Source organism: Allobosea sp. LC85, assembly GCF_000735605.1.
In the GTDB taxonomy this organism is placed as follows: Bacteria; Pseudomonadota; Alphaproteobacteria; order Rhizobiales; family Beijerinckiaceae; genus Allobosea.
In genome coordinates, this window is sequence record NZ_JPKG01000059.1 from 324,013 (window position 1) to 349,614 (window position 25,602).

The 25,602-nt window shown below is 65.0% G+C and carries 22 protein-coding genes; 11 read left to right on the forward strand and 11 right to left on the reverse strand.

Going from position 1 to position 25,602, the window contains the following annotated elements; translation table 11 throughout:
• The first annotated feature begins 278 nt into the window (after positions 1-278).
• A complete protein-coding gene (locus tag FG93_RS31515) occupies positions 279-1,166 on the forward strand; it encodes a hypothetical protein (RefSeq protein WP_052514294.1) in 888 nt (295 codons plus the stop codon).
• Here FG93_RS31515 and FG93_RS27960 read toward each other — a convergent pair whose 3' ends face one another.
• From FG93_RS27960 to FG93_RS27975, 4 genes are all read right to left on the reverse strand, one after another.
• On the reverse strand, positions 1,167-2,552 hold the full coding sequence (locus FG93_RS27960) for an FAD-binding oxidoreductase (protein ID WP_081881953.1): 1,386 nt from the start codon (positions 2,550-2,552) through the stop codon (positions 1,167-1,169).
• Between the two features lie 2 nt (positions 2,553-2,554).
• Positions 2,555-3,445 (reverse strand): ABC transporter permease, encoded by an 891-nt coding sequence (locus FG93_RS27965; RefSeq protein WP_081881954.1) that lies wholly within the window; start codon positions 3,443-3,445, stop codon positions 2,555-2,557.
• Positions 3,442-4,254, reverse strand: a complete 813-nt coding sequence (locus FG93_RS27970; RefSeq protein ID WP_244448755.1) for an ABC transporter ATP-binding protein — start codon at positions 4,252-4,254, stop codon at positions 3,442-3,444. Before FG93_RS27970 ends, FG93_RS27965 begins: the two co-directional genes overlap by 4 nt.
• A gap of 99 nt (positions 4,255-4,353) precedes the next feature.
• Entirely contained in the window at positions 4,354-5,382 is a 1,029-nt protein-coding gene (locus FG93_RS27975; RefSeq protein WP_043241648.1) for an ABC transporter substrate-binding protein, read from the reverse strand.
• A 264-nt stretch (positions 5,383-5,646) separates the two neighbouring features.
• On the opposite strand from FG93_RS27975, the gene FG93_RS27980 reads away from it, so the two are divergent.
• Positions 5,647-7,038, forward strand: coding sequence for an FAD-binding oxidoreductase (locus FG93_RS27980; protein WP_043241321.1), 1,392 nt, complete (start codon positions 5,647-5,649; stop codon positions 7,036-7,038).
• A 25-nt stretch (positions 7,039-7,063) separates the two neighbouring features.
• The gene (locus FG93_RS27985; RefSeq protein WP_043241325.1) at positions 7,064-7,861 is read left to right on the forward strand and encodes a creatininase family protein; all 798 of its coding nucleotides are present in this window, start codon (positions 7,064-7,066) and stop codon (positions 7,859-7,861) included.
• A gap of 9 nt (positions 7,862-7,870) precedes the next feature.
• On the opposite strand, the gene soxR is transcribed toward FG93_RS27985, so the two are convergent.
• Positions 7,871-8,332 (reverse strand): redox-sensitive transcriptional activator SoxR, encoded by a 462-nt coding sequence (gene soxR, locus FG93_RS27990; protein WP_043241328.1) that lies wholly within the window; start codon positions 8,330-8,332, stop codon positions 7,871-7,873.
• Positions 8,333-8,407: 75 nt separating this feature from the next.
• Here soxR and FG93_RS27995 point away from each other — a divergent pair, with 75 nt between their 5' ends.
• The 3 genes from FG93_RS27995 to FG93_RS28005 all read left to right on the forward strand — a co-directional run bounded on the left by FG93_RS27995 (position 8,408) and on the right by FG93_RS28005 (position 11,835).
• Positions 8,408-8,998 (forward strand): NADPH-dependent FMN reductase, encoded by a 591-nt coding sequence (locus FG93_RS27995; RefSeq protein WP_043241331.1) that lies wholly within the window; start codon positions 8,408-8,410, stop codon positions 8,996-8,998.
• A gap of 156 nt (positions 8,999-9,154) precedes the next feature.
• Positions 9,155-10,876, forward strand: coding sequence for a Na/Pi cotransporter family protein (locus FG93_RS28000; protein WP_052514296.1), 1,722 nt, complete (start codon positions 9,155-9,157; stop codon positions 10,874-10,876).
• A gap of 194 nt (positions 10,877-11,070) precedes the next feature.
• On the forward strand, positions 11,071-11,835 hold the full coding sequence (locus FG93_RS28005; protein ID WP_043241333.1) for an MBL fold metallo-hydrolase: 765 nt from the start codon (positions 11,071-11,073) through the stop codon (positions 11,833-11,835).
• A 15-nt stretch (positions 11,836-11,850) separates the two neighbouring features.
• On the opposite strand, the gene FG93_RS28010 is transcribed toward FG93_RS28005, so the two are convergent.
• The 3 genes from FG93_RS28010 to otnK form a co-directional block, all read right to left on the reverse strand.
• Complete coding sequence (locus tag FG93_RS28010; RefSeq protein WP_043241336.1) at positions 11,851-13,380, reverse strand: malonyl-CoA synthase; 1,530 nt, start codon at positions 13,378-13,380, stop codon at positions 11,851-11,853.
• Positions 13,381-13,400: 20 nt separating this feature from the next.
• Positions 13,401-14,735: a malonyl-CoA decarboxylase gene (locus tag FG93_RS28015; RefSeq protein ID WP_043241339.1), complete on the reverse strand. Its 1,335-nt coding sequence runs from the start codon at positions 14,733-14,735 to the stop codon at positions 13,401-13,403.
• 173 nt (positions 14,736-14,908) lie between these two features.
• Positions 14,909-16,174: a 3-oxo-tetronate kinase gene (gene otnK / locus FG93_RS28020; protein ID WP_043241342.1), complete on the reverse strand. Its 1,266-nt coding sequence runs from the start codon at positions 16,172-16,174 to the stop codon at positions 14,909-14,911.
• Positions 16,175-16,564: 390 nt separating this feature from the next.
• On the opposite strand from otnK, the gene FG93_RS28025 reads away from it, so the two are divergent.
• The 5 genes from FG93_RS28025 (at position 16,565) to FG93_RS28045 (ending at position 22,555) form a co-directional block, all read left to right on the forward strand.
• On the forward strand, positions 16,565-18,070 hold the full coding sequence (locus FG93_RS28025; RefSeq protein ID WP_043241345.1) for an ABC transporter substrate-binding protein: 1,506 nt from the start codon (positions 16,565-16,567) through the stop codon (positions 18,068-18,070).
• Between the two features lie 88 nt (positions 18,071-18,158).
• A complete protein-coding gene (locus FG93_RS28030) occupies positions 18,159-19,103 on the forward strand; it encodes an ABC transporter permease (protein ID WP_043241348.1) in 945 nt (314 codons plus the stop codon).
• Positions 19,103-19,993, forward strand: coding sequence for an ABC transporter permease (locus FG93_RS28035; protein WP_043241351.1), 891 nt, complete (start codon positions 19,103-19,105; stop codon positions 19,991-19,993). The genes FG93_RS28030 and FG93_RS28035 overlap by 1 nt, the downstream gene beginning before the upstream one ends.
• 14 nt (positions 19,994-20,007) lie before the next feature.
• Positions 20,008-21,813: a gamma-glutamyltransferase family protein gene (locus FG93_RS28040; protein ID WP_200878175.1), complete on the forward strand. Its 1,806-nt coding sequence runs from the start codon at positions 20,008-20,010 to the stop codon at positions 21,811-21,813.
• A gap of 13 nt (positions 21,814-21,826) precedes the next feature.
• On the forward strand, positions 21,827-22,555 hold the full coding sequence (locus FG93_RS28045) for a DUF1028 domain-containing protein (protein ID WP_043241356.1): 729 nt from the start codon (positions 21,827-21,829) through the stop codon (positions 22,553-22,555).
• 96 nt (positions 22,556-22,651) lie between these two features.
• On the opposite strand, the gene FG93_RS28050 is transcribed toward FG93_RS28045, so the two are convergent.
• From FG93_RS28050 to FG93_RS28060, 3 genes are all read right to left on the reverse strand, one after another.
• Positions 22,652-23,728 carry a D-TA family PLP-dependent enzyme gene (locus FG93_RS28050; RefSeq protein WP_043241359.1) on the reverse strand — a complete coding sequence of 359 codons (1,077 nt, stop codon included), beginning with the start codon at positions 23,726-23,728 and terminating at the stop codon, positions 22,652-22,654.
• A complete protein-coding gene (locus tag FG93_RS28055) occupies positions 23,725-24,183 on the reverse strand; it encodes a RidA family protein (RefSeq protein WP_043241362.1) in 459 nt (152 codons plus the stop codon). Before FG93_RS28055 ends, FG93_RS28050 begins: the two co-directional genes overlap by 4 nt.
• A 242-nt stretch (positions 24,184-24,425) precedes the next feature.
• Complete coding sequence (locus FG93_RS28060) at positions 24,426-25,595, reverse strand: amidohydrolase/deacetylase family metallohydrolase (protein WP_043241364.1); 1,170 nt, start codon at positions 25,593-25,595, stop codon at positions 24,426-24,428.
• Between the last annotated feature and the right edge of the window lie 7 nt (positions 25,596-25,602).

Sequence of the window (25,602 nt, forward strand, 5' to 3'; positions counted from 1 at the left end):
ACCTCCGTCCGCGCATGGCACCCTATGCCAGCTCAGGCCCTACCCCGAAACCTGTATCGCCGTGCCGGGCACGCTTGGCAAGCGTCGTCGCGCCGCATCGATGTCCCCGCGAACGCTCCCACCCGGGGATCAGCGCGCACAAGCTTTTTTGTGCATCGAAGCGCCCTTCAACGCCTCATGACAGCACTTCCTTAATCAATTCTGTCGCACGGTTTTCGCTGGATCATCACCACTGCCCGCTTCCGAATCGGTCAGTCTTCCCCGAGAGCAGGTTCGTCATGGGCGACGCGCGTTCGCTGACACCGCTGAGCGAGACCGACTACGAGGCCATCGCCGCGGCAGTGATGGAGACTGCGCGTGGGCGCTGGTTCATGGCCGAGCACGCCAAGCGAAACCGGCAGGCAGACACCGCGCAGGTGCTCGCTGCCATCGACAGGCTGCAGCATGCCATGGGTGTCTCCGCCGCACCGGCTTCGAGCGGGCCGGATGTGAGCGAGGCGATCGCGCTGATCATGGATCTGCGCAACGATCTGGAACGGATCAGCGGCAAGGCTGGCGAGCCGTCATCGCGCCTCGCCGCGCGCATCGAGACCGCAGCCGGCAGCATCATCGGCGCGACAGAGAGCATCCAGGAGGCCGCCTGGGGCTTGCGCGAGAGCGGCGCGGCGGAAGTGATGTGCGACCTGCTCGATCGGCGGGCGACGGAGATCTATGCGGCAAGCGCCATTGTCGAGGCAACTGCGCAGCGGATCGGCAAGATCGCCGACACGATCGCCATGCTCGACAGCAGCCTGCGGGCCATCGCCGGCAGCATGCATGCGGCTCCCGACACCAGCCGGATCACGGCGGCCCCGGCGCCCGCCAAGGCGCTTGAGCTGCGCGAGGCCGTTCCACTCTCGACCTATGACGACATCGAGATCGTCGAGATCGACGACAAGCCGCGCTCCACTTTGCACGAGGCCCAGCGCATCAGGACGAGAGCCTCCAATCATCGGCGGCTCAGCACGATTCAGATGATGGAGGAAGACCTCGTCTTCGCGGAAGCCCCCGAGGCTGCGGTCACAGTGCCTGCGCCGAAGCCCAGGGCCGCCGCGACGACGTCGGAGGCCGAGTTGCGCAAGATCGAAGCGCTCCCGGTGGACGAGAAGCTCGCCTTCTTCGCCTGATCAGCCGGCTTTCGCGACAAAACTGTCCATCTTCCCGGGGTTCAGCAGGCCGTAGGGATCGACCTCGTGCTTGAAGCCGAGCTGGTCGGCATCGGCGCGCTTGTGGCGGCTGCCGCCTTCGAGCGAGACGACATGCGGGTTCGCGATCATCACGCCCGCCTCCTCATGCAGCGCGATGATCTCGTTCAGCCGTTCCGGCGTCGTATAGCGCAGGATCGGCAGGGCGCTCGCGGTCACACGTCCGCCAAAGCGGATGAATTCGTGATGAGGCAGCACCTCGTCCGGGAAGCGCGCGATCATCTCGCGGGCGCTTGCAACCAGCCGGTCATGCGGGAACAAGCACTGCAGATAGGTGATCGAGCGATCGCTCTTCAGCCATTGCAGCGTCGTGTGGTTCCAGGTGTACTCGTAGAGGGGCACCGTCCCCGGCCCCTCCTCCGAAGGCGCCTCATAGGTCACCGTTCCGCGCGCACCGATGATCGCCTTGAACGGGCCGAGCGAGGCCTCCGCGATCATGCAGATCAGGATGCTCTTGCCTGCGGGGCAATGCTGCTTCAACGCGCCGAAATAGGACGGGATCGGCGATGAGATCGGCGTCACCAGCTTCTTGACCACGCCATCCGCCAGCGCGACGTCATAGCCGGCCTGGAACGCATCCATGTAATCGTCGAAGGCGACGATGACGTCGATCCACGGCCAGGCCGGGGCCAGCGGCATTTCCAGCGCGGTGATGATGCCGGTCGTGCCGTAGGCGCGGTTGACCTTCTGGGCCGCGTCGTCGCGCAGTTCGAGGATGCGCGGCTCCTCCTCCACCGTGACGACGCGGGCCGCCAGGATATTGCCCGGCTCGCGCAGGCCGCCATAGGTCACCGAGCCAACGCCGCCCGAGCCGCCCGCGACGAAGCCGCCGATAGTCGCCGACCGTTTGGTTGAGGGATGCATGCGCAACTCGTAGCCTGACGGCCGCGTCGCCATGTCGATATCCAGCAACCTGGCCCCGGCCTGGACGCGGATCGCGCCGGGCTTCTGCCATTCGATCGCGCTCAGTGCGGTGATATCGAGCAGGACGCCGCCTTCGAGCGGCACGGCCTGACCGTAATTGCCGGTTCCGGCAGCACGCACCGTCAGCGGGATGCGGCGCCTGGCGCAGGCCGCCGCGACACGCACCACATCGGCCTCGTCGCGCGGACAGACGATGATATCGGCCGACTTGTTCGCCAGTTCGGCATTGAGGATCGGCGAGTACCAGAAGAAGTCGCGCGAGCGCTTGCGCACGACCTGCGGCTCGTCGATCAGCGGGATGTCGGCGATATCGGTCTTGAAGCCCGCGATATCGTAGCGCGAAGGCTGAACCGCCCTCGGCTTGCGGTCCGGCACGGCGTTCATGCTCAATTCTCCCGCTTCAGCGCGCTTTCATGCCAGCGCCGCAACAGCAGATGCGAGATCCAGCTCGTCACCAGGAAGATCGCGATGCCCGAGAGCGAAATCATGATCAGGGCGGCGAAGACACGCGGAATCTTGAGCTGATAACCGGCTTCGAGGATGCGATAGGCGAGGCCCGACTCGCTCCCTCCCGTCCCGGCAACGAACTCCGCCACCACCGCGCCGATCAGGGCAAGACCGCCGGAGATCTTCAAGCCCGCCAGGAAGTAAGGCAGCGCAGCCGGCAGCTTGAGATAGCGCATCGTCTGCCAGCGCGTCGCGCCATAGAGCTGGAAGAAATTGATCAGGTTGTGATCGGCCGAGTTCAGTCCGAGGATCGTGTTCGACAGGATCGGGAAGAAGGCGACGATCCAGGCGCAGATCAGCAGCGACAGGTTGATATCGCCGGCCCAGATGATGATCAGCGGCGCAATCGCGACGATCGGCGTGACCTGAAGGACCACCGCATAGGGCAGGAGCGACATCTCCAGCCATTTTGACTGGGTGAAGAGCACGGCTAGCGTGACGCCAACGACCACCGCTGCGAAGAGCGCCATGAAGGTGATGCGCAGCGTGATCCAGAGCGAGCCCGAAAGCGTGACCCAGTCGGCGATCAGCGTTTGCCCGATCAGCATCGGCCCAGGCAGGATATAGGGTGGGATCTCCTTCCAGCGGACGAGGAATTCCCACAGGCCGAGGGCCAGCACGCCAACCGCAATCGGCGCCAGGATGCGAGGCCAGGCGCTGGCAGGCAGGCCGAGGATGCGGGGTTCGGCCGCGAAGATCGGGCGTGCTTCCGCGTCGGTGCCGTCATGGGGCACATGCGGCATGGTGGTATCCAGGGACGGCGCGCTCATGAGCCGATCGCCTCCTTGAGCTTGCCGGAAACGACACGGCACAGATGCGCGTAATCCGCCGAGGTGCGGAACAGTTCGTCGCGCGGATAGGGCGCGTCGACGTCGAGATCGGCCATGACGCGCCCGGGACGGGCCGCCATGACGACGATGCGCTTCGACAGGTAGACCGACTCGAACACCGAATGGGTGACGAAGACGGCGGTGAACTTCGTCTTCCACCAGAGCTCGAGCAGATCGTCATTGAGGCGGTGACGGGTGATCTCGTCCAGCGCCGCGAAAGGCTCGTCCATCAACAGGATCTTTGGCCGCATCACCAGCGCCCGGGCGATCGAGACGCGCATCTTCATGCCGCCAGAGAGTTCGCGCGGATAGGATTTCTCGAAGCCCTTCAGCCCGACCAGCGCCAGCATCTCGGCCGAGCGCTCCTGCGCCTCACACTTCGGCACATGCTTCAGGATCAGCGGCATCATCACGTTGGACAGGGCATTCGCCCAGGGCATCAATGTCGGATCCTGGAAGACGAAACCGAGATCGCGCTCCGGCTTGCCGGAGGCGTCATGGCTCGTCGTCGGCCAGTCGATCGTGCCTGTCGATGGCACGCCCAGGCCGGCGATCATCCGCAGCAAGGTCGACTTGCCGCAGCCCGAAGGGCCGAGCAGGCTGATGAACTCGCCGGTGCCAAGGTCGAGATTGACGTCGCGCACGGCCAATGTGCCGTTGGCGAACTGCTTCGAGACATGCCGGACTGAAACGAGCGGCCTGGCGCCGCTGCCTTCGACATGAGGTCTGCTCAGATAGGCTGTGTCCAAAGCCTGATGATCCATCTTGCTGCTGTCGAACGTCTTCCGGTCATCCCGGTCGGATCGGCGCCGCCGCGCCGACCGGGATCCATGGCGGGCAGAAGCCGCTTACGCCTTGCCGACGCCCTTGTTGATGAACTCGAGGCTATAGGCCTTCTTGATGTCGATGCCAGCAGGGAAGACGCCGGCCTCCGTCATCATCTTGTAGAAATCGGCCCAGCGCGCATCGGTCATCGCGCCAATGCCAAGCGTCAGCGCATCGCCCGAGAGCACGATGCCATTCTCGTTCATGACCTGGCGGGCATAGGCGAGCTTCTCGCCGTCCATGTCGGGATTGTCCTTGAGGATCAGCGCGTTGGCTGCCTCGATCGCCTGGCCGCCCTTCATGTATTCGGCCCAGCCTTCGAGGGTCGCGGTGACGAAGCGCTGCACCACATCCTTCTTCTCGGCGACCATCTTCTTCGAGATGTTGATGGTCGTGTTGTAGTTTCCGAAGCCGGCATCTGCGAGCAGGTGCACGATCGGGTTCACGCCGGCCTTGCGGATCGCGAAGGGCTCGGATGACAGGAAGCCCTGCTGCGAGATCGCCTTGTCGGCCAGGAACGGCGCCATGTTGAAGGTATAGGGCCTGATCTGCTCGTCGGTGAAACCGAATTTTGCCTTCAGGAAGGGCCAGAAGCTGGTGCGTCCGCCGGCGCCGACCAGGATCGGCTTGCCCTTGAGCGCAGCCAACGTGTCATTGCCCTGGCCCGGATGCGAGATCAGGACCTGCGGGTCCTTCTGGAAGATCGAGGCGATGCAGAGGAAGGGCAGGTTCTCCTGGGCATAGCGGATCGCCTCGAACGAGTTCGACATGATCATGTCGACCCGGCCACCGAGCAGGAGCTGCGACGGGTTCTGCTGCGGACCGCCCATGCGGATATCGGCGTCGATGCCGTATTTCTTGTAGATGCCGTTGGCGAGGGCGAGATAGAAGCCGCCATGCTCGGCCTGGGCCCGCCAGTTGGTCTGGTAGCTGACCTTGTCCAGCGTCTGGGCATTGACCCTGGCTCCGGGAACCGGGATCAGGGCGGAAGCGGCCGAGCCGCCGATCAGGCCGAGCGCGGCGCGACGGCTCACGCGATACTTCATCGTCATGGAACGGACCTCCAGAAACAGGCTAGCCAGCGGCGTCCGCGCCGCGCTGTGGCCACCAGCGAGCAACATATATGCCACGCAGGCCGGCGCGCTGGAAATCCGGCATCAGGTTATTACGCACAGAGATCGGGCATTTGCCCAATTCCTCACCAGATCCGCAACGACCGAGTTGATCAACAGCCGCGACGGCGCCATGCGGCGGCGCGGCTTCCTCCGCCGCTACTTCCGGCTATGGTGGCGCCGTCCACGGAATCCGAGATTAGCATGACCCGCCCTGCCCTCTCCGCACTTCGCGCCGAACTCGCAGATCTGACGATCTATGACGACGCGCCGTCGCTCAGGATGCACAGCCGCGACTTCTTCTGGTTCTCACCCGTGCTGAAGCCGGACCTCGAGGGCAAGCAGGCGGAACTCGTGATCCTGCCGAAGACCAAGGACGAGGTTCGCCGCGTCGCCTCGGCTTGCGCGCGCCATGGCGTGCCATTGACGGTTCGCGGCGGCGGCACCGGCAATTACGGCCAGGCCGTGCCGCTCGAGGGCGGCGTCGTGCTCAACCTGACCCGGTTCAGCCGTGTGGTTTCGACCACGCTCGGCGCGGGCCGGTTCGAGGCCGGCGCGAATATGCTCGATATCGACAAGGCGCTTGCCCCGCTCGGGCAGGAGTTGCGCATGCACCCCTCGACCCGGGCCCAGGCGACGATCGGCGGCTTCATCGCCGGCGGAGCCGCCGGCGCCGGTTCCTGCACCTGGGGGCAGATCGACAATCCAGGCGCGGTCATCGCCGTCGAGGTCATGACGGTCGAGCCCGAGCCGCGGCTGATCGAACTGCGCGGCAAGGACATCCTCAAGGTCATGCACGCCTATGGCGTCAACGGCATCATCACCGAGGTCGAGGTACCGCTGGCGCCCGCCCATGCCTGGGCAGAACGGATCGCGACCTTCGATACCCTGCGCGATGCCGCCGCCTTCGGCCAGGCCTTCACCGAATGCGACGGCATCGCCAAGAAGCTCATCAGCATCCACGATCCGCGCATTGCTCCTTATTTGCGCCGGCTCGCCCCCTGGCTGGGCGAGGGCAAGGCTTTTGCCATCCTGATGGTCTCCGAGCCCCAGGGCGACGAACTCGACCAGCTGATTGCCGAGATGGACGGAACGGTCACTTTTACGCGCGGAGCGGCGGAGGCCCGCGCTGCAGCCTTCGGAGAGCATCGCGAGAAGGGCGCGCCCGGCCCGCTCTACGAATACACCTGGAACCACACCACGCTGCATGCGCTGAAGGTCGATCCCGACATCACCTATCTGCAGCTTCGCTTCCCGCCGGTCCGCAACCTCGAGCTGCTCGCCTGGGCCGAGAGGCATTTCCACAAGGATGTGCTGTTCCACATCGAATTCCAGCGCAGGCAGGGCAAGGTCTATCATTCCAGCCTGCCGCTGGTGCGCTTCACCACCGCCGAGCGCCTGCACGGGATCATGGCCCAAGCCGAAGAGGCCGGCATCCAGGCCTCGAACCCGCATAGCTGGGTCCTGAACAATGCCGGATGGAAGAAGGTCGATGCGCCGCAACCGGAGTTCAAGCGGATCGCCGATCCTCAAGGCCTGATGAACCCCGGCAAGCTGCTGAACTGGCAAGCCGATGCCGCGCAAGCGGCGGAATGACGAGCAGACAAGGACTGATTGAGCGATGAGCGCGCGTTTCTGGGGCGATCTGAAGACCACCGATTTCGAGGGGCTGTCGCCCGACAACACCGTGGCGGTGCTGCCGCTGGCGGCGATCGAGCAGCACGGGCCGCATCTGCCGGTCTCGGTCGACACCACCATCATGAATTCCATGCTGGCCGAGGCAATGCCGCTGGTGCCAGCCAATCTCGATGTGCTGGTGCTGCCGACGCTGCCGATCTGCAAGTCGAACGAGCATCTGCATTCGCCGGGCACGCTGACCCTGTCCTGGGAGAGCGCGACACAGAGCTGGCTCGAGATTGGCGAAAGCGTGCGGCGCGCCGGCCTGCGCAAACTCGTCATCGTCACCTCGCATGGTGGCAATATCGACCCGATGAAGGTGGTCGCGCGGGAACTGCGGGTGCGCCACGGCATGCTGGCGGTCACCACCGCCTGGCGCGCCTTCGGCCTGCCGCAAGGCGTCTATGCCGATCTTGATGCCAATCACGGCATCCATGCCGGGGACATCGAAACCTCGCTGATGCTGCATTTCCGGCCGGATCTGGTCGACATGAGCAAGGCTGGACGCTTCGAACCGAGCACGATCAAGATGCAGGGCGAATATGCCTGGCTCAGGCCGACAGGCCTGCATGCGCATGCCTGGATGGCGCAGGACGTCAACCCGAGCGGCGCCGCAGGCGATGCCAGCCTGGCGACGGCCGACAAGGGCAAGGCAACGGCAGCCCTTCAGGCGAAGGGTTTTGCGGAGCTGCTGGCAGACGTCGCCAAGTTCCCGCTGTCGCAGTTGCACAAGGTGCAGTAACCGGCAGCCTCAATCGGGATCGAGCAGGCGCGGTCCCGCGCCCTGCTCGCCCAGCCGGTCCCAGGGATTGTGCAGCGGGCAGCTCTTCACCGAGAGGCAGCCGCAGCCGATGCAGTCGGTCAGGTGGTCGCGCAGCCGCGTCAGCCGGTCGATCCGGCGCTCCAGTTCGGCTTTCCAGACCGATGACAGTCTTGACCAGTCCTCCACCGTGGGCGTGCGCTCCGACGGCAAGGCCTTGAAGGCGTCCCCGATCGTCTTCAGCGGGATGCCCGTGCGCTGCGCCACCTTGATGATCGCTACGCGCCGCAGCACCTCGCGCGGATAACGACGCTGGTTTCCGCTGCTGCGCGCGCTGCGGATCAGGCCCTTGGCCTCGTAGAAATGGATGGTGGAGACAGCGAGTCCGCTGCGTCTCGCCACCTCGCCGACACTCATCTCCTCGAAGAAATGGGCGTGATCCGCTTTGCTCATCGGCGCTTGACCTTAACCTTGCTTGAGGTTTTATAACCCTGCGCTTCCGATGTGCAAGCAGCCTGGAGCGCGACAATGCACCGTCCGTTAGACCGCAGGATCCATCTCGCCCTGATCTATGGCAGCACCCGCGAGGGGCGGCTCTGCGACCGGGTGGCCAACTGGGCGCTGTCGCAGATCGAAGGCGAAGGCCCCTTCGTCGTCGATGTCATCGATCCGCTGACGCTCGACCTGCCGAAGCGCCATCCGCGCGGCGAGACACCGACGGTGCGCCTGCTCAGGGAGCGCATCGGGCGCGCCGATGGCTTCATCGTGGTGACGCCGGAATATAACCGCGGCTATCCGGCGCCGCTGAAGTTCCTGATCGATCTCGTCGGGCCCGAGTGGCGCGGCAAGCCGGTCGCCTTCGTGTCCTATGGCGGCGTCTCCGGTGGCTTGCGCGCCATCGACCAGTTGCGCCAGGTCTTCAATGAGCTGCACGCAGCCACGGTCCGCGACGTCGTCTGCTTTGCGCATGCCTGGGGCCAGTTCGATGAGACGGGCCAGCTCCTGGATGCGACCAAGGCCGAGCAGGCGATGGCGACCATGCTCGCGCAATTGCACTGGTGGGCGACAGCGTTGCGCGATGCCCGGGAAAACGTCCCCTACGGCACATTTGCGGCTTGAACCGATCACCGGCCACCGACGACAATGGCTGCGAGAGGGGTCATCAAATGGCCCCTTTCAACCCGCATATTTTATAAGACGGCTAACGAAATTCAGCTAGATTGGCTGTGCTTCGCGAGGCCCCTGGCACCCCCGATTCGGAGACCCACGCACGAGATGAACGCGGTCGACAGCACCACCTCGGTCCTGATTCACCTTGCAGGTGCGGTGGCTCTGCTGATCTGGGCCGTGCGCCTGGTCAGGACGGGCGCCACGCGGGCTTTCGGCTCCTCCCTCCGGCAGGCCTTGGCACGCTTCACGCGGAACCGGTTCACGGCGCTCGCCAGCGGCGCCGCCGTGACGCTGGTGCTGCAGAGCTCGACGGCGACGACGCTGTTGCTCTCCTCGTTCGCGGGCCAATCGCTGATCACCTTGCCGATGGCGCTTGCCGTACTGCTCGGAGCCAATATCGGCACAGCGCTCGCGGCCTTTCTCGTCTCCCTCGATCTTGGCTGGATCTGGGGGCTTTGCCTCGCCGTCGGTGTGGCGCTCTATCTCGCCAACGAGGCGATGGACCGGGCCCGCAATATCGGTCGTGTCCTGGTCGGCATCGGGCTCATCCTGCTCTCGCTCGTCGAACTGAAATCCGCCGCCGCTCCGCTGGCCCAGTCTCCGACCTTCAAGCTCATTCTGCAGGCACTGGCCGGCGAGCCGGTCATCGCCGTGCTTGTTGCTGTTGCCGCGACCTGGCTGACCCATTCCAGCCTCGCCATCGTCCTGCTGATCGCCTCGTTCTGGTCAGGCGGGCTGCTCTCCCCGACCATGGCCGTGACACTCATCGTCGGAGCGAATCTCGGCAACGCCCTGGTCCCGGTCATCGACCAGCTCGGCGCACCGATCGCGCAGCGCCGTGTCGCCGTCGCCAATCTGCTGACGCGCCTCGTCATCGCCGTGGTCGCGATCCCGTTCGCCGGCCCGCTCGCCGGCTGGTTCTCATCCCTTTCTCCCAATCCCGGGCGGCTTGCAGTCGAATTGCATCTGGCGCTCAACATCGCCGGCGGACTGCTGTTCCTGCCTTTCATCACGCCGATTTCCGACCTGGTCCTGCGGTTCATGCCGACAGCACCGACAAACGAACGCGTGATCCGTCCGCTCTACCTCGACCCCGGCGTGCTCGACAGCCCGTCGGAAGCGCTTGCCTGCGCCATGCGCGAGACGCTGCATCTCGGCGACCGCGTCGGCGAGATGCTGAAGGACACGCTGACCCTGCTCGATGGCGACCAGATCAAGCTCTCCCGCGAGATTTCGCAGGCCGATGACGGTGTCGACACGATCCATGAGGCGATCAAGCTCTATCTGGTGCGCCTGTCCCGGTCGGAGCTGAGCGCGGAGGAAAGCCGCCGCCTGGTCGAGATCATCACGCTGAACACCAATCTCGAGCATATCGGCGACATCATCGACAAAAATCTCCGGGAGCTGGCCGAGAAGAAGATCCGCAGAGGCTATCGCTTCTCGGCAGAGGGTCTCGCGGAGATCAGCGCGCTGCACGCGCGGGTGACCCACAGCCTGCGGCTGGCCCTGAACGTCCTCGCGACGCGCGACATCGCATTGGCGCGCCAACTTTTCGACGAAAAGTCCGAGATGCGCTCCGCCGAGCGCCGTGCGACCGAGAGCCACTATGAGCGGCTGCGCAGCGGCGTGCCGGAATCGATGGAGACGAGCTCGATCCATCTCGACGTTCTGCGCGACCTCAAGCGCATCCACGGGCACATCACGTCGATTGCCTATCCTATACTCGAGACTGCCGGCGAATTGCGGGAGAGCCGCCTCAGGCATCGCGAAGCCTCTGCCGCCGAGGCTGAATTCGATCTCGGTATGGTGCCGCAACCTAAGGGCTGAGCCCCGCTCGCCGGCCCTCGCGATGTATAGTCCAAAGACGTAGGTCTTTGGGAGGCTGCGAGAGTTTCCCCTTGATCTCAAATCAGGACGGGCATTGATCAATGCCGAGTGCTGTCGACTTCACAAAATAGAACTGGCCGCCGACGAACGGAAGAACGCATGATGAGCTGCATTGCCACTATCCGGAGACACTCATGCGGCTCCAACTCCTCCGCAATGCCACGCTCAAGCTTGTCTATGCAGGCAGGACGCTCCTGATCGACCCTGATTTCGGCCCCATGCACGGCCGTCCCTCTTTCACGGGCAAATCCGCGAACCCGATGGTCGAGCTGCCCGAACCGATCGAGAGCATTCTCGATGGTGTCGACCAGGTGATCGTCTCGCACCTGCATTCCGACCATTTCGACAGCGTCGCGAAGGAGCGCATTCCCAAGTATCTGCCGCTGTCCTGCCGCCCCGGCGACGAGGACAAGATTGCGGAGGCGGGCTTCCAGTCGGTTACACCTGTGGAGTGCTTCCAGCGGATCGGCCCGATTATCCTGAAGCGCGTCCCGGCGCAGCATGGCAGCGGCGCCGTCGTCGAGAAGATGGGACCGGTGATGGGCTTCAGCCTGGAGGCCCCAGGCGAGCCGACGCTCTATTGGTGCGGGGACAGCATTCTCTATCCACCGCTGCTCGAAGCGGTTTCGGCGACCGCACCGGATGTGATCGTAAGTCATTCCTGCGGTGCACTCTGGGACAACATCCTGATCGTGATGGACGACGCGCAGACGCTGGCACTCTGCGAAGCAGCGCCCGAGGCCGTCGTCATCGCGACCCATATGGAAGCGCTCGACCATGCGAGCGTCAGCCGGGCCGCCTTGCGCAAATCCGCTGAACAGCACGGTATCGGGCTGGAGCGCCTGCTGATCCCCCGCGATGGCGAAACCATCGAAATCAGGGAGCCCGCGCGGGTTTGACCGCGCGGCGCCGGGTTACTCTCCCGCCTTCGCGCTCTTGGCGTAGATGTCGCGATAGCTGTCGCGCAGCAGGTTCTTCTGGACCTTGCCCATGGTGTTGCGCGGCAGCTCGGGCACGATGAACACCTGCTTCGGCAGCTTGAACCTGGCGAGGCGCTGATCGAGCGCCTTCGAGATCGACGCGGCGGTGATCTCGGCGCCGGGCTTGACCACGACGACGGCCGTGACACCCTCGCCGAAATCGGGATGCGGGCAGCCGATGACCGCGCTCTCGACCACGCCCGGCATCTCGTCGATCTCGGTCTCGACTTCCTTCGGATAGACGTTGTAGCCGCCGGTGATGATCAGATCCTTGCCGCGCCCGACGATGTGGACATACCCGGCGGCGTCGATCTTGCCGAGGTCGCCGGTGATGAAGAAGCCGTCATCGCGAAACTCGGACTTGGTCTTTTCGGGATTGCGCCAGTACCCCTTGAAGACGTTCGGGCCCTTGACCTCGATCATGCCGATCTCGTCGGCACCGAGCGTCCCGCCGGTTTCCGGATCGGTGACGCGCGCGCTCACGCCCGGCAGCGGGAACCCGACCGTGCCGGCAACACGCTCGCCCTCATAGGGGTTGGAGGTGTTCATATTGGTCTCGGTCATGCCGTAGCGCTCGAGGATGGCGTGGCCGGTGCGCTCGCGCCATTCGCGATGCGTCTCGGCGAGCAGCGGCGCCGAACCGGAGACGAAGAGGCGCATATGCCTTGTCGCCTCCTGCGTCAGGCGGGGATCCTGCAGCAGCCGGACATAGAAGGTCGGCACGCCCATCATGCAGGTCGCCTGTGGCAGGTATTTCATGATCTGCTCGGGATCGAATTTCGGCAGCAGGATCATCGAGGCACCGGCGAAGAGCACGACATTGGTCGCGACGAAGAGGCCGTGCGTATGGAAGATCGGCAGCGCATGCAGCAGCCGGTCGTCCTTGCTGAAGCGCCAGTAGTCGACCAGTGCGAGCGCGTTCGAGGCCAGGTTGTCATGGCTCAGCATCGCGCCCTTGGAGCGCCCGGTCGTCCCCGAGGTGTAGAGGATCGCGGCCAGGTCGTCCGGGCCACGCGCGACATCGGCAAATGCTGCGGAAGCGCCGGCAGTCTTGTCGAAGAGCGTGCCGGTCGCGACCCCGAGCGTTTCCAGCCTGGCGCCGGCTTTCGCGGCTTGGGGGCGCAGCGCCTCGGCCCTCGCCGGATCGCACACGAAGACGGCGGGCTCGGCATCGCCGAGGAAGTACTCGATCTCGGCCGGCGTGTAGGCCGTGTTCAGCGGCAGGAAAACGGCGCCGGCGCGGATCGTGCCGAGATAGAGCATCAGCGCCTCGATGCTCTTTTCCACCTGCACGGCAACGCGGTCGCCCGGCTTCACGCCGAGCGCGACGAGGGCATTGGCGAAGCGGGCGGACACCGCGACCATCTCGGCATAGCTGTAGCGACGGCCGTCATCGAGAAGCGCGAAAGGAGCGTCCGGGGCAGGAATGCGCGCGGTGACGAGGTCGAACAGATGATTGGCCATGACAGGTCTCAGGTTTTCGTTCAGGCGGAGACGGGACGTAGCAGCTTACGGGCGGCGGACGAAGCGACAACGGTGTTGCGGCTGGCGAAAGCCTCGTGATTGGCTTCGATATCGCCGAGATCGTAGCGGTAGTTGACCATCACGCCGTGCGACTCGCGCAGGCCCCGGGCCGAGAGATTGCCGCCGACATTGATGCGTTCCAGCCTTGCGCCATTGCCGAGATGGAAGCGCGCGACAGGGTCGATGACGCGCCCGGACGACGCGCGGGCGCGCAGCAGATAATGCGCCGCCATCTGGCCCAGCAGCTTGTCGCGCCGCGCCCTCGTCGGCTCGTCCAGCACAATGGTCTCGCCAACCGGGCGGGCCAACTCGGAGAGTTCCTCATTGCTGAGCTGCGGGTCGCCGGGCCCGGCGACGACGCCTGCGAGCCAGCGCGCAAAGCCGGGAACGGGCGAGAGCGTGACGAAGGTATCCAGTCCGGGCAGCTCGCGCTTCAGGTCCTCGGCGACCTGCTTGATCAGGAAATTGCCGAAGGAAATGCCACGTAAGCCCTCCTGGCAGTTCGAGATCGAATAGAACACCGCCGTGGACGCCTTCTGGGCCGGGAGGACCTCGCGCTCCTCACTCAGGACTTCGGCGATGCTGCGCGGGATCGCGCCCGTCAGCGCAACCTCGACGAAGATCAGCGGCTCATCGATGAGCTGGGGATGGAAGAAGGCGAAACAGCGCCTGTCTGCCGGTTCGAGCCTGCGACGCAGATCGTCCCAGCCCTGGATCTCATGCACCGCTTCGTAGCGGATGATCTTCTCCAGCACATTGGCTGGCGTATGCCAGTCGATGCGGCGCAGCACCAGGAAGCCGCGATTGAACCAGGAGCCGAAGAGATGCCGAAAATCGGTGTCGACGACCGACAGGTCCGGCTCCGCCGCCATGGCCTCGAACAACGCTTCGCGCATGCGGACCAGCACATGGGTGCCGCCGGGCGCAAGGTTGAGACGGCGAAACAGTTCCTGCCGACGCGGCTCGGAGGCAATGTGCAACGCTGCGATCGCAGCCGCATCCGGCTCGTTCTGGTAGCGCTCGATCGCGGCGCTCAACTTCTCCTGATCCGGACCGAAGCGATCCTGCAGCAGTCGGAAGAAGCTGAGGCGCCCGGGCGGGTCTAGCCGATCCCACTGGTCGAGAACGGCCTGCGCCAAAGCCATGCCGGAGGCTTCACCGCGCCCCGACAGCAGGTCCTCGCAGAGCCGCTCAAGCGAGCGGTTGCGGTTCCCGGCAAAACGCTCAAGGCCGATCAGTGCGCGGCCACGGTCCGCCACGCTCGTCAGGAGTTCGCCCAGAAATGCCATGTCCATCCCCGTCTCCGCTGCCGTGGAGGTCCGATCCTATACGAGTTTTGATGCGCCGAACTGAATGGCCTGTCCTGGTTAGAGCATCGGCCCGAAAAGTGGATTGCGGTTTCCGGGAAAGCCGATGCAAACACAGAAAGCTAGATCATTGGACGGGATACGATATCCGGTCCGATGATCTAGCGGAGCAGGCTCCATGCCTTCAAGAAGAAATCGGGCGCGCCGAAATTCCCGGACTTCAGTGCAACAGCCATTGCAGGGCTACCGACCACACGAGTCCACGGCACACCGGGATCGATCTCAGGACCAATCTCGAGCGTCTGGATGCCGAGCCCCTGGACAACAGCGCCAGAGGTCTCTCCGCCAGCGACGAGCAGGCGCGTGACGCCGCCCTTGGCAAGCAGGCGCGCCGTTTCAGCGAAAGCCTGCTCGACGATCTCACCGGCCTTGTCGCGGCCGAGCTGCCCCTGGATCGCGGCGACTTCGACCGGGTCATCGCTGGAATAGACGAGGAAGGGGCGATCGGCCGGTTGCGCCAACGCCCAATCGGCCAGGATCTGCGCCGTCTGCTCGCCCGTGGCCAGAGCCAGCGGGTCGACCTTCAGCGCGGGATAATCGGCGTCGAGCGCCGCCTTGATCTGGCCGCGCGTGGCGGTGGAGCAGCTGCCCGAGATAATCCCGGCCCGCCCCTCGGGCGCATCGAGATGCGCCGCGATGTCGCGATCCGGCAACAGCCCTGCCTTGCGGAAATTCTGCGGCAGCCCCATCGCGATGCCGGAACCGCCCGTCAGCAGGACCGCCCCATCGACAGCAGCGCCCAGCACCATCAGGTCGTCATTGGTCAGCGCGTCGGTCACGACATAGCGCACGCCCTGCCCCGCCAGCTCTGCCAGCCGGGTCTTGACCGCGTCGGCTCCAGCCAGAACCGCGGTGTATCCGATATGGCCGACCGGCGTCTCGGTCTGTGCCGCCATCAGGCGCATCAGGTTTGAATCCCGCATCGGCGTCAACGGGTGGTCCTTCATCGAACTCTCATGCAGAGGCACGGAGCCGACGAAGAGATAGCCCTGATAGATCGAGCGGCCATTCGCCGGAAAGGCCGGGCAAATGATGGCGCTTTCCGCACCGAGCCGGCGCATCAGCGCATCCGCCACGGGGCCGATATTGCCATGCGGGGTCGAGTCGAAGGTCGAGCAATATTTGAACAGGATCTGACGCGCCCCGGCGGCGAGCAGCGCCTCGCAGGCGGCGAGCGATTGCGCCACTGCTTCCGAAACCGGATTGGTGCGCGACTTCAACGCGACGACAACCGCATCGGCCTCCGGCAAGGCAGCATTGGCCGATGGCGCGCCGATCACCTGAACCGTCCGCATCCCGGCCCGGTTCAGCATCAGGGCGACGTCGGTCGCACCCGTCATGTCGTCGGCGATCACACCCAGAAGCATCCGTCCCATTCCCTGTTTTCAGCGCATACAAGCTGCGCCTGATACCCGTATCCGTTCGGCGCAGTGCATAGCAGAGATCATGTCCTGCGCGCGCGTTGCCGGGACATGCCGGCCTCAGCCAGAAGCGGAGAGCTTGGCCGCCAACTTGCATACAAGCCGAACCGGGGCCCGGGAACAACACTCCGCAAGAATGATGCAGCGCATGATCGACGCCCGCCGAAACTTGCGCCAACTTAGTGCTGAACGGGACCAACCCGGGAGGCTCTTCGCTTTCGGATTCTGCACATCGACCTAGCCGTGCAAGCGACCTGCATCCGGCGGGCCGATGCGCCACATCACCATCCGGTCGCGCGAACGCGCCTCACACAGAAATCCAACAGGGGAAAACCGATGAAGCTCATTGCCGCGCTGGTTTCAGCGACCTTCCTGACGATCGCCAGCCTGCCAGCCATGGCGCAGGCGCCGGCCACGCTGCGTGTCGGTCTGCAGGACGACCCCGACGTGCTCGACCCCCACAAGGCGCGCACCTTCGTCGGTCGCATCGTCTTCATGGGGCTGTGCGACCGGTTGCTCGATATCACGCCGGACCTCAAGCTCGTACCGCGGCTGGCGACCGAATGGTCTTTCTCCCCCGACGGGCTGACGCTGACCATGAAGCTGCGCAGCGATGCAAAATTCCATGACGGCGAGCCCTTCAATGCCGAAGCCGCGAAGGCCAATCTGGAACGGGCACGGACGCTGCCGGACTCCCTGCGGAAATCGGAACTCGCCTCGGTCGACAGTGTCGAGGCCGTCGATGCCACCACGCTCGTGCTGAAGCTCAAGCGCCCTGACGCAACCCTGCTCGCCCAGTTGACCGACCGCGCCGGCATGATGCTGGCTCCCAAGAGCCTCAGCGGCGATGTCGGCGCCAAGCCGATCTGCTCCGGCCCCTACAAGTTCGTCGAGCGCGTCCAGAACGACCGCATCGTGCTGGAGAAGTTCAAGGAGCACTGGGAGGCCGCGAACTACCAGTTCGACCGCGTGCTCTATCGTTCGATCCCCGACGGCACCGTACGCCTGGCCAATCTGCGGGCCGGCGAGCTCGACATGCTGGAGCGCCTCGCGCCGACCGACGTGCCGGGCGCCCGGGGCGACAAGTCGCTCAAGATCGCGAGCACGTCGAATCTCGGCTACCAGGGCATCACCATCAACACGTCCCATGGCGAGGCGGCGAACCAGCCGATGGGCAAGGACAAGCGCGTCCGCCAGGCCCTGTCGCTCGCCATCGACCGCAAGGTCCTGAGCCAGGTCGTGTTCGAAGGGCTGTATGAGCCGATGATCCAGCCCTTCAACCCCGGTAACCCCTATCTCAGCGCCGATTTCCCGGTGCCGGCGCGCGATGTCGCCAAGGCCAAGGCGCTGCTCAAGGCGGCCGGTGCCGAGAAGGTCTCGGTCGAGCTCTTCGTCACCAACAACCCCGTCGACGCACAGCTCGGCCAGGTCATCCAGGCGATGGCCCAGGAAGCCGGCATCGACATCCAGATCCGCTCGAGCGAGTTCGCAAGCCAGCTGCGCGACCAGCAGCAGGGCAAGTTCCAGATGAGCCGCATCGGTTGGTCCGGCCGCATCGACCCGGATGGCAATATCCACCAGTTCGTGACGACGAAGGGCAACCAGAACGACGGGCGCTACAGCAATCCGGAAGTCGACAAGCTGCTCGACCAGGCGCGCACTGTCTATGAAGTCGCCGAGCGCAAGAAGCTCTATGACGCAGCGCAGACAATCCTGCAGGACGAGCTGCCGATCGTCTATCTCTACAACCAGACGGTGTTCTTCGCGCTGCGCTCCAACATCGATGGTTTCGTGATCAATCCCGACGGCATGATCCGCCTCGCCGGGTTGAAGAAGAAGTGATGAACGCTTCTTCTCGAACACAACGGCCTCATCGGCTCCGGGCGCCCCTTGCGTCGCCCGGAATGGCCGCGCGGCTCGGGGGGCAGCCATGCTGACCCTGATCGGCCGCCGCGTCCTGATCGCGATCCCGACGCTCTTTCTGGTGTCGCTGTTCGTCTTCGCCCTGCAGCGGGCCTTGCCCGGCGATCCCTTCCTCGTCATTGCCGGTGAGGAACGCGATCCCGAGGTGATCGCCCGGCTGCGCGAAATCTACCGGATGGACGATCCCATCGTCGTCCAGTTCTTCGCCTGGCTCGGCCAGGTCGTGCAGGGCGATTTCGGTCGCTCGCTGCGAACCGGCGAGCCGGTGCTCGGGCTGATCCTGCAAAAGCTGCCCGTGACGATCCAGCTCGCCACGGCCTCGATCCTCGTCGCCGTCACGATCGGCGTCCCGGCGGGCATCATCGCCGCCCGCAACAAGGGGACAGCCCTCGACTATTCCGCCAGTGCGCTCGCCTTGTCGGGCCTCTCGATCCCGAATTTCTGGCTCGGCATCATGCTGATCCTGCTCGTCTCGGTGGAGCTCAAGCTGCTGCCGGCATCAGGATACGAGCCGATCTTCAGCAATCCGATCGGCGCGATCGAGCGGCTGATCATGCCCGCCTTCGTGCTCGGCGGCGGGCTTGCGGCCTTCCTGATGCGCCATACGCGCGCTGCGATGCTGGAGGTCCTGCAGTCCGACTACGTCCGCACCGCGCGCGCCAAGGGGCTCGACGAGCAGGCGGTGGTCAACCGCCATGCGCTGCGCAACGCGCTGATTCCGATCATCACCCTCTCGACGCTGCTCTTCGGTGAGTTGCTGGCCGGGGCGGTGCTGACCGAACAGGTCTTCACGATTCCCGGCTTCGGCAAGCTGATCGTCGACGCCGTGTTCAATCGCGACTATGGCGTAGTGCAAGGCGTTGTCCTGTGCACTGCAATCGGCTTCATCCTGATGAACCTGCTTGCCGATCTGCTCTATATCCTGGTCAACCCGCGCCTGAGGGACGGCTGATGGCGAATATCGCATTGGACCGCCCGTCCCCGGCCGGCGCATCGGACCCGTTGCCAGCGCGAAGCCCGCGCGCCTGGACAAAGCTGCTGCACAACCGCTCCGCCCAGATCGGCGGCGCGCTCGTGCTGATCTTCGTGCTGATGGCCATCCTGGCGCCGCTGCTGCCACTCGCCGACCCGTTGAAGTCAAACTTCCTCGCCATTCGGAAGCCGCCTTCGGCATTGTATTGGTTCGGCACCGACGAACTCGGCCGCGACCAGTTTGCCCGGCTGTTCTACGGCGCGCAAACCTCGCTCCTCGCGGGCATCTTCTCGGTCTCGATCGCGCTGGCGGTCGGCGTACCGTTCGGGCTGCTGGCGGGCTGGTATGGCGGTTGGATCGACATCGCGATCTCGCGCGTCACCGAAGCGATGCTGGCCTGCCCCTTTTTGATCGTCGCGATTGCGTTTGCGGCGATCCTCGGCCCCTCCTTGACCAACGCCATGATCGCGATCGGCCTCTCGGCCGTCCCGATCTTCATCCGGCTGGTCAGAGGCCAGGTGCTCAGCATCAAGGCCGAGGACTTCATCGAGGGAACGCGCGCGATCGGCGCCCGCGACATGCGGATCCTGTTCCTTCACGTCCTGCCGAACACGCTTTCGCCGGTCGTGGTGCAATCCACCCTGTTCATGGCGCAGGCCATCATCCTGGAAGCGGCCCTCTCCTTCCTCGGTCTCGGCCAGCAACCTCCTGCACCCTCCTGGGGGCAGATGCTGAACGTCGCCAAGAACTTCATGGAGCAGGCGCCGTGGATGTCGGTGGCGCCCGGCATCGCCATCTTCCTCGCCGTTCTCGGCTTCAACCTGCTCGGCGACGGACTGCGGGACGCGCTCGACCCCAAAGAACACTAAGCAAGCCTAGGGATATCCTCATGTTCACGACCCGCCCCGAAATCCTCGGCACCTTTGGTGTCGTCACCTCGACGCATTGGCTGGCGACGGCCTCCGGCATGGCCATGCTGGAAAAGGGCGGCAACGCCTTCGATGCCTGTGCCGCCGCGGCCTTCGTGCTCCAGGTCGTCGAGCCGCATCTGGTCGGCCCGGCGGGCGACATGCCGGCAGTGTTCTATTCGGCCGAGACGAAGAAGGTCGAAGTCATCTGCGCGCAGGGCCCGGCTCCGCAGGCCGCCACGATCGAAGCCTTCAAGGAACTCGGCCTCGACCTGATCCCCGGCTCGGGACTGCTCTCGACGGTCGTGCCCGGCGCCTTCGGCGGCTGGATGACGCTGCTGCGCGACCATGGTCGCCTGCCGCTGCGTGAAGTGCTCGAGCCGGCCATCGGCTATTTCGAAAATGGCCATCCGATGTTGCCGCGTGTTTCCGACACGATCGGGACCCTGACCGATCTCTTCACCAATGAGTGGCCGACCTCCGGCGCCGTCTATCTGCCGGGCGGCAACGTGCCGAAGGGCAAGGAGCTCTTCCGCAACAAGGCCGCGGCGGAAACCTACAAGCGCATCCTTGCGGAGGCGGAAGCTGCCGGCGGCTCGCGCGAGAAGCAGATCGAGGCCGCCTACGACACTTGGTACAAGGGCTTCGTCGCGGAGGCGATGGACAAATTCTGCCGCACGACCGAGGCGATCGATTCCTCGGGCCGCCGCCACAAGGGCCTGCTCACCGCCGATGACATGGCGCGCTGGACGCCCACCTACGAGACGCCCGCCAGCGTCAACTATCACGGCTGGGAGGTCTTCAAGATCGGTCCCTGGGGCCAGGGCCCCGTCTTCCTGCAGACGCTGAAGATCCTGGAAGGCATCGATCTCGGTGCGATGGGGCCGGCCAGCCCGGAATTCATCCATCACGTCACCGAGGCGATGAAACTCGCCTTCGCCGATCGCGAAGCCTATTACGGCGATCCGGATTTCGTGAAGGTGCCGATGGCGACGCTGCTTTCGGAGGATTACGCCCGTGGCCGGCGCAATCTCATCACCGACAAGGCTTCGCATGAACTGCGCCCCGGCATGATCCCCGGCTTCGAGGAGCAGGTCGGCAAGATGCTGGCGAATATCCGCATCGCCGGGCAGAGCGGCGCCGGCGGTGCAACCGTCGGGGAACCGACCCTCGCCTCGATGGTCGCTTCGTCGAAGCGCGGCGATACCGTTCATATCGACGTGATCGACAAATGGGGCAACATGATCGCCGCCACGCCGTCTGGCGGCTGGCTGCAATCCTCGCCGGTGATCCCCGAACTCGGCTTCCCCCTGAACTCACGCGCACAGGCATTCTGGCTCGAAGAGGGCCTGCCGGCCTCGCTCGCGCCGCTCAAGCGCCCGCGCACGACGCTGACGCCGACGCTCGCCTTCGAGAATGGCGAGCCGCGCCTGGCTTTCGGTACGCCGGGCGGCGACCAGCAGGAGCAATGGCAGCTCGGCATGTTCCTGCGCCGGGTGCACCACGGCCTGAACCTGCAGGAGGCGATCGACCTGCCGCTCTTCCACACGCAGCACTTCCCCTCGACCTTCTACCCGCGCGAAGCACGGCCGGGACATCTGACGGTCGAGGAGAGCATCGGTGCCGCGGCGATCGCCGATCTCGTCCGGCGCGGCCATGACCTCGAGAAGGCACCGGCCTGGACCGTCGGACGCCTGACCGCGGCGGAGAAGAGCAGCAATGGCCTCTTGCGTGCCGCGGCGACGCCACGTCTGATGCAGGCCTACGCTACCGGCCGCTGAGAGGGATCACTCCATGACCTGGTCTATCGTCGCCCGCGATGCGGCGACAGGCGCCTATGGCGTCGCGGTATCCACCTGCGCCTTCGCCGTCGGCTCGCGTGTGCCGCACGGCTCGGCGCGCACGGGGGCGCTTGCCACACAGGCCTTCCTCAACCCGCTCTATGGCGTCGATGGCCTGCGGCTTCTGCTCGAAGGCCGCCCGGCCGCCGAGATCGTCGCCAACCTCACCGCAGCCGATGAGGGACGCAACCATCGCCAACTGCACGTCATCGACCGGGACGGCAAGATCGCCGCTCATACCGGCTCGGCCTGCATCGACTGGTGCGGCTCGGTCGAGGGCCCGCAGGTCTCGGTCGCGGGCAACATGCTCGCCGGGCCGCAGGTGATCGAGGAAACGCTGAAGGCCTATATCGCGGCCTCGGCGCTCGATTTCGACGAGCGCTTGCTGGTTGCGCTCGAGGCCGGCGAGCGGGCTGGCGGCGACAAGCGGGGTCGCCAGTCCTGCGCGATCCGGATCTGGTCGACCGATGCCTTTCCGAGCTTCGATATCCGCGTCGACGATCACGGAGACCCACTCGCCGAAATGCGGCGGCTCTGGCGCATCGCGCACCAGCGCTCCGTGCCCTACCAGGCCGCCTCGCCGTCTCGCGCCCGACCGGCGGGGATCACCGACCGCACCGAGCTCGATCAGTTGTGCAGCGACTATGCTGCCGCATGGAACGCGAGGCACCCCGAGAGCTGAACCCTCCGGGGCGTGGCATCGCAGGAAAGCCGATGCAAGCACGGAAGGTTAGATCATCGGACCGGATACGATATCCGGTCCGATGATCGAAGCGTATCAGGTCAGCTTGCCGCGCGCCGCGACCGGCAATTCGCCGATCAGCTTGTCACCGCGCACAGTGATCAGCCTGTCGACCATGTTGACGACGACGCAGACATGGTTCGGCACGATCCGGACGACCTCGCCGACCTTCGGTCGCTCATTCGAGGCCGCAAGGTCGAGAAAACCATGTTCCTCGGCGAATTTGGCGATCTTGGCGGAAGGATACTCCAGAATATAGCCGTGTCCTTCGAGGCCACCGGTATCGCTCGTCAGCGTCTTGGAGCCTGAATCGAGGATGCCCCGTTCCGGGCCGGCACGGCTCACCACCGTCGCATAGACTGTCAGGGCGCAGTCATCGAGGCTGGCGACGCCCGCCGCGACCTGCATGCGGTCGTTGAAGATCGAGGTGCCGGCGCGGTGCTCGGTCGCGCCCTTGAGCTTGCCGATATTCGGAATGTTGGGCGAGCCACCGGTCGAGACGATGCCGGCCTCGAGCCCCGCATCGCGCAGGCCCGCATTGGCCGTGTCGAGGAACAGCTGCGTCCGGTCCCAGCCATCCTCGGGCGGATACATCAGGAAACCGGCGAAGCGCAGGCCCTTGGAGCCGGCGATCAGCTTCGCAAGCTCGACCGCCTCACCGGGCGTCTCGACTCCGGCGCGCTGGCGCCCGGTGTCGCATTCCACCACGACTTCGAGATCGCGCCCGGCGATCTCGGCAGCCGTCGGCAGGCCGGCGATGGTGACGGGATTGTCAGCGGCAACGATCATCCGCACGCGGCGCTGGAGCGCGCCGAGGCGCCCAAGCTTCTGCTCGCCCAGGATGTTGTAGCTGATCATGATGTCGTCGAGCCCGCCATCGGCCATGACCTCGGCTTCGCCGAGCTTCTGGCAGGTGATGCCGCGGGCGCCGGCCTCGCGCTGCAGGCGCGCAAGCTCAGGCGATTTATGGGTCTTGATATGCGGGCGGTTGGCGACGCCGGCGGCGTCGCAGGCGGCCTGCAGGCGCGCGATATTGGCCTCGACCTTGTCGAGATCGATGACGACTGCCGGCGTGCCGTAGACGCGGGCGATTTCCTCGGCAAGCGCGGTCATGGCAGCACCCGGATGATGACTTCGATCTCGACGGTCATGTTGTTGGGCAGCGAACCCATGCCGACGGCCGAGCGGGCGTGACGGCCATTCTCGCCGAGAACGGCGACGAACAGGTCCGAGCAGCCGTTGATCACCTTGGGCTGTTCCGCGAAATCCGGCACCGCATTGACCATGCCGAGCAGCTTGATGACCTCGACCTTGTCGAGCGAACCGGCGGCTTCCTGCATGGCAGCCAGCAGACCAAGCCCGGTCTGTTTGGCGTGCTCATAAGCCTCTTCGACCGTCACGTCGGCGCCGACCTTGCCGGTCGGATAGCTGCCATCGGCACGGCGCGGCCCCTGGCCCGAGAGATAGACGATATCGCCGACCCGCTTGAAGCGGACGTAATTGGCGACCGGTGTCGCGACGTTGGGCAGTGTCAGCCCGAGTTCCTTGAGCCTGGCTTCGGCAGACATGGTGTTTCCTCTATCGTTATTATGGCGCGGCATTCCGCGGACGGCACATCGGCGCGGACCCGGAAACTCCGGCGTGAGATGCCCGGGTCAAACCCGGGCATGACGGCAGGGGCGGTCTGGCCCGGATCAACGGACCGGATATCGTATCCGGTCCGTTGATCTCACATTCTGTGTTTGCATCGGCGCTTCTGTGATTGCATCGGCTTGCCCGAAAACCGCAATCCACTTTTCGGGCCGATGCTTTAGGCCGCCACCTTCTTGAACTTGTTCGAGCGCTTCGGGTGCCACCACTTGCCCTTCAGCACCACGCCCTCGGAGACGAACTTCTTGTCGCCGATCAGGTGCTCACCGACAACGTCGACATAGTCGAACTTGCCTTCCTTGACGGTGAGGATGGTGGCATCGCCGAGCGAACCGACCCTCAGCGAGCCGTATTCGGGACGCTTCAGCGCCATCGCGGCATTCACGGTCGAGGCGGCGATGACGTTGTTCAGGCTCATGCCCATGCACAGGAACTTCGACATCGTGGTGACCTGGTCAAAGGCCGGGCCATCGATGCAGAGCTTGTGGACGTCCGACGAGATCACATCCGGCTCGAAGCCATTGGCAAGCATGGCGCGCGTCGTCTTGAACGAGAACGAGCCCTTGCCATGGCCGATATCGAAGATGACACCGCGCTTGCGGGCAGCAAGCACTTCCGGTTTCACCGTCCCCTGCGCCGTCGCGGGCGCGTTCGGGAAGGGCCGGAAGGCGTGGGTCAGCACGTCGCCCGGCCGCAGCATGCCGATGACTTCCTCATAGGATGGCGGCGGATGGTCGATATGGCACATCAGCGGCATGCCGACCTCGTTGGCCACCTGCAGCGCGATGTTCAAGGGCACGGTCCCGGACGTGCCGGAGGCATGCAGGCCGACGCGGACCTTGATGCCGACGATGTAGTCGCGATTGGCGTCGGCGACTTCGACGCAATCGATCGGATTCATCATGCGCAGGTCGCCGCTCTCGCCGACCATGACGCGATGATCGAAGCCGTAGATACCGGCATGCGAGACATGAAGATAAGCCAGGATGCGGGCCTGGCTCTGCTCGATCACGTGTTTGCGGAAACCGGCCCAGTTACCGGGTCCGGCGCTGCCGGTGTCGACCGAGGTGGTGACGCCGGACATGCGGCAGAACTCGTCGGCATCGATGCCGAGCGAGGTGCCGCCCCAATAGACATGGGTGTGGAGGTCGATCAGGCCGGGCGAAACGATATAGCCCGAAACATCGCGGATCTCGGTATCGGAGCCGCCCTTCAGGTCCTTGCCGAAGCCCGAGACCTTGCCGTCGGTGAAGGCGACATCGAGAATGCCATCATGCTTCTGCGAGGGATCGATGACCCGCCCGCCTTTCAGGATGAGATCGTGGTTCATGGCTGGT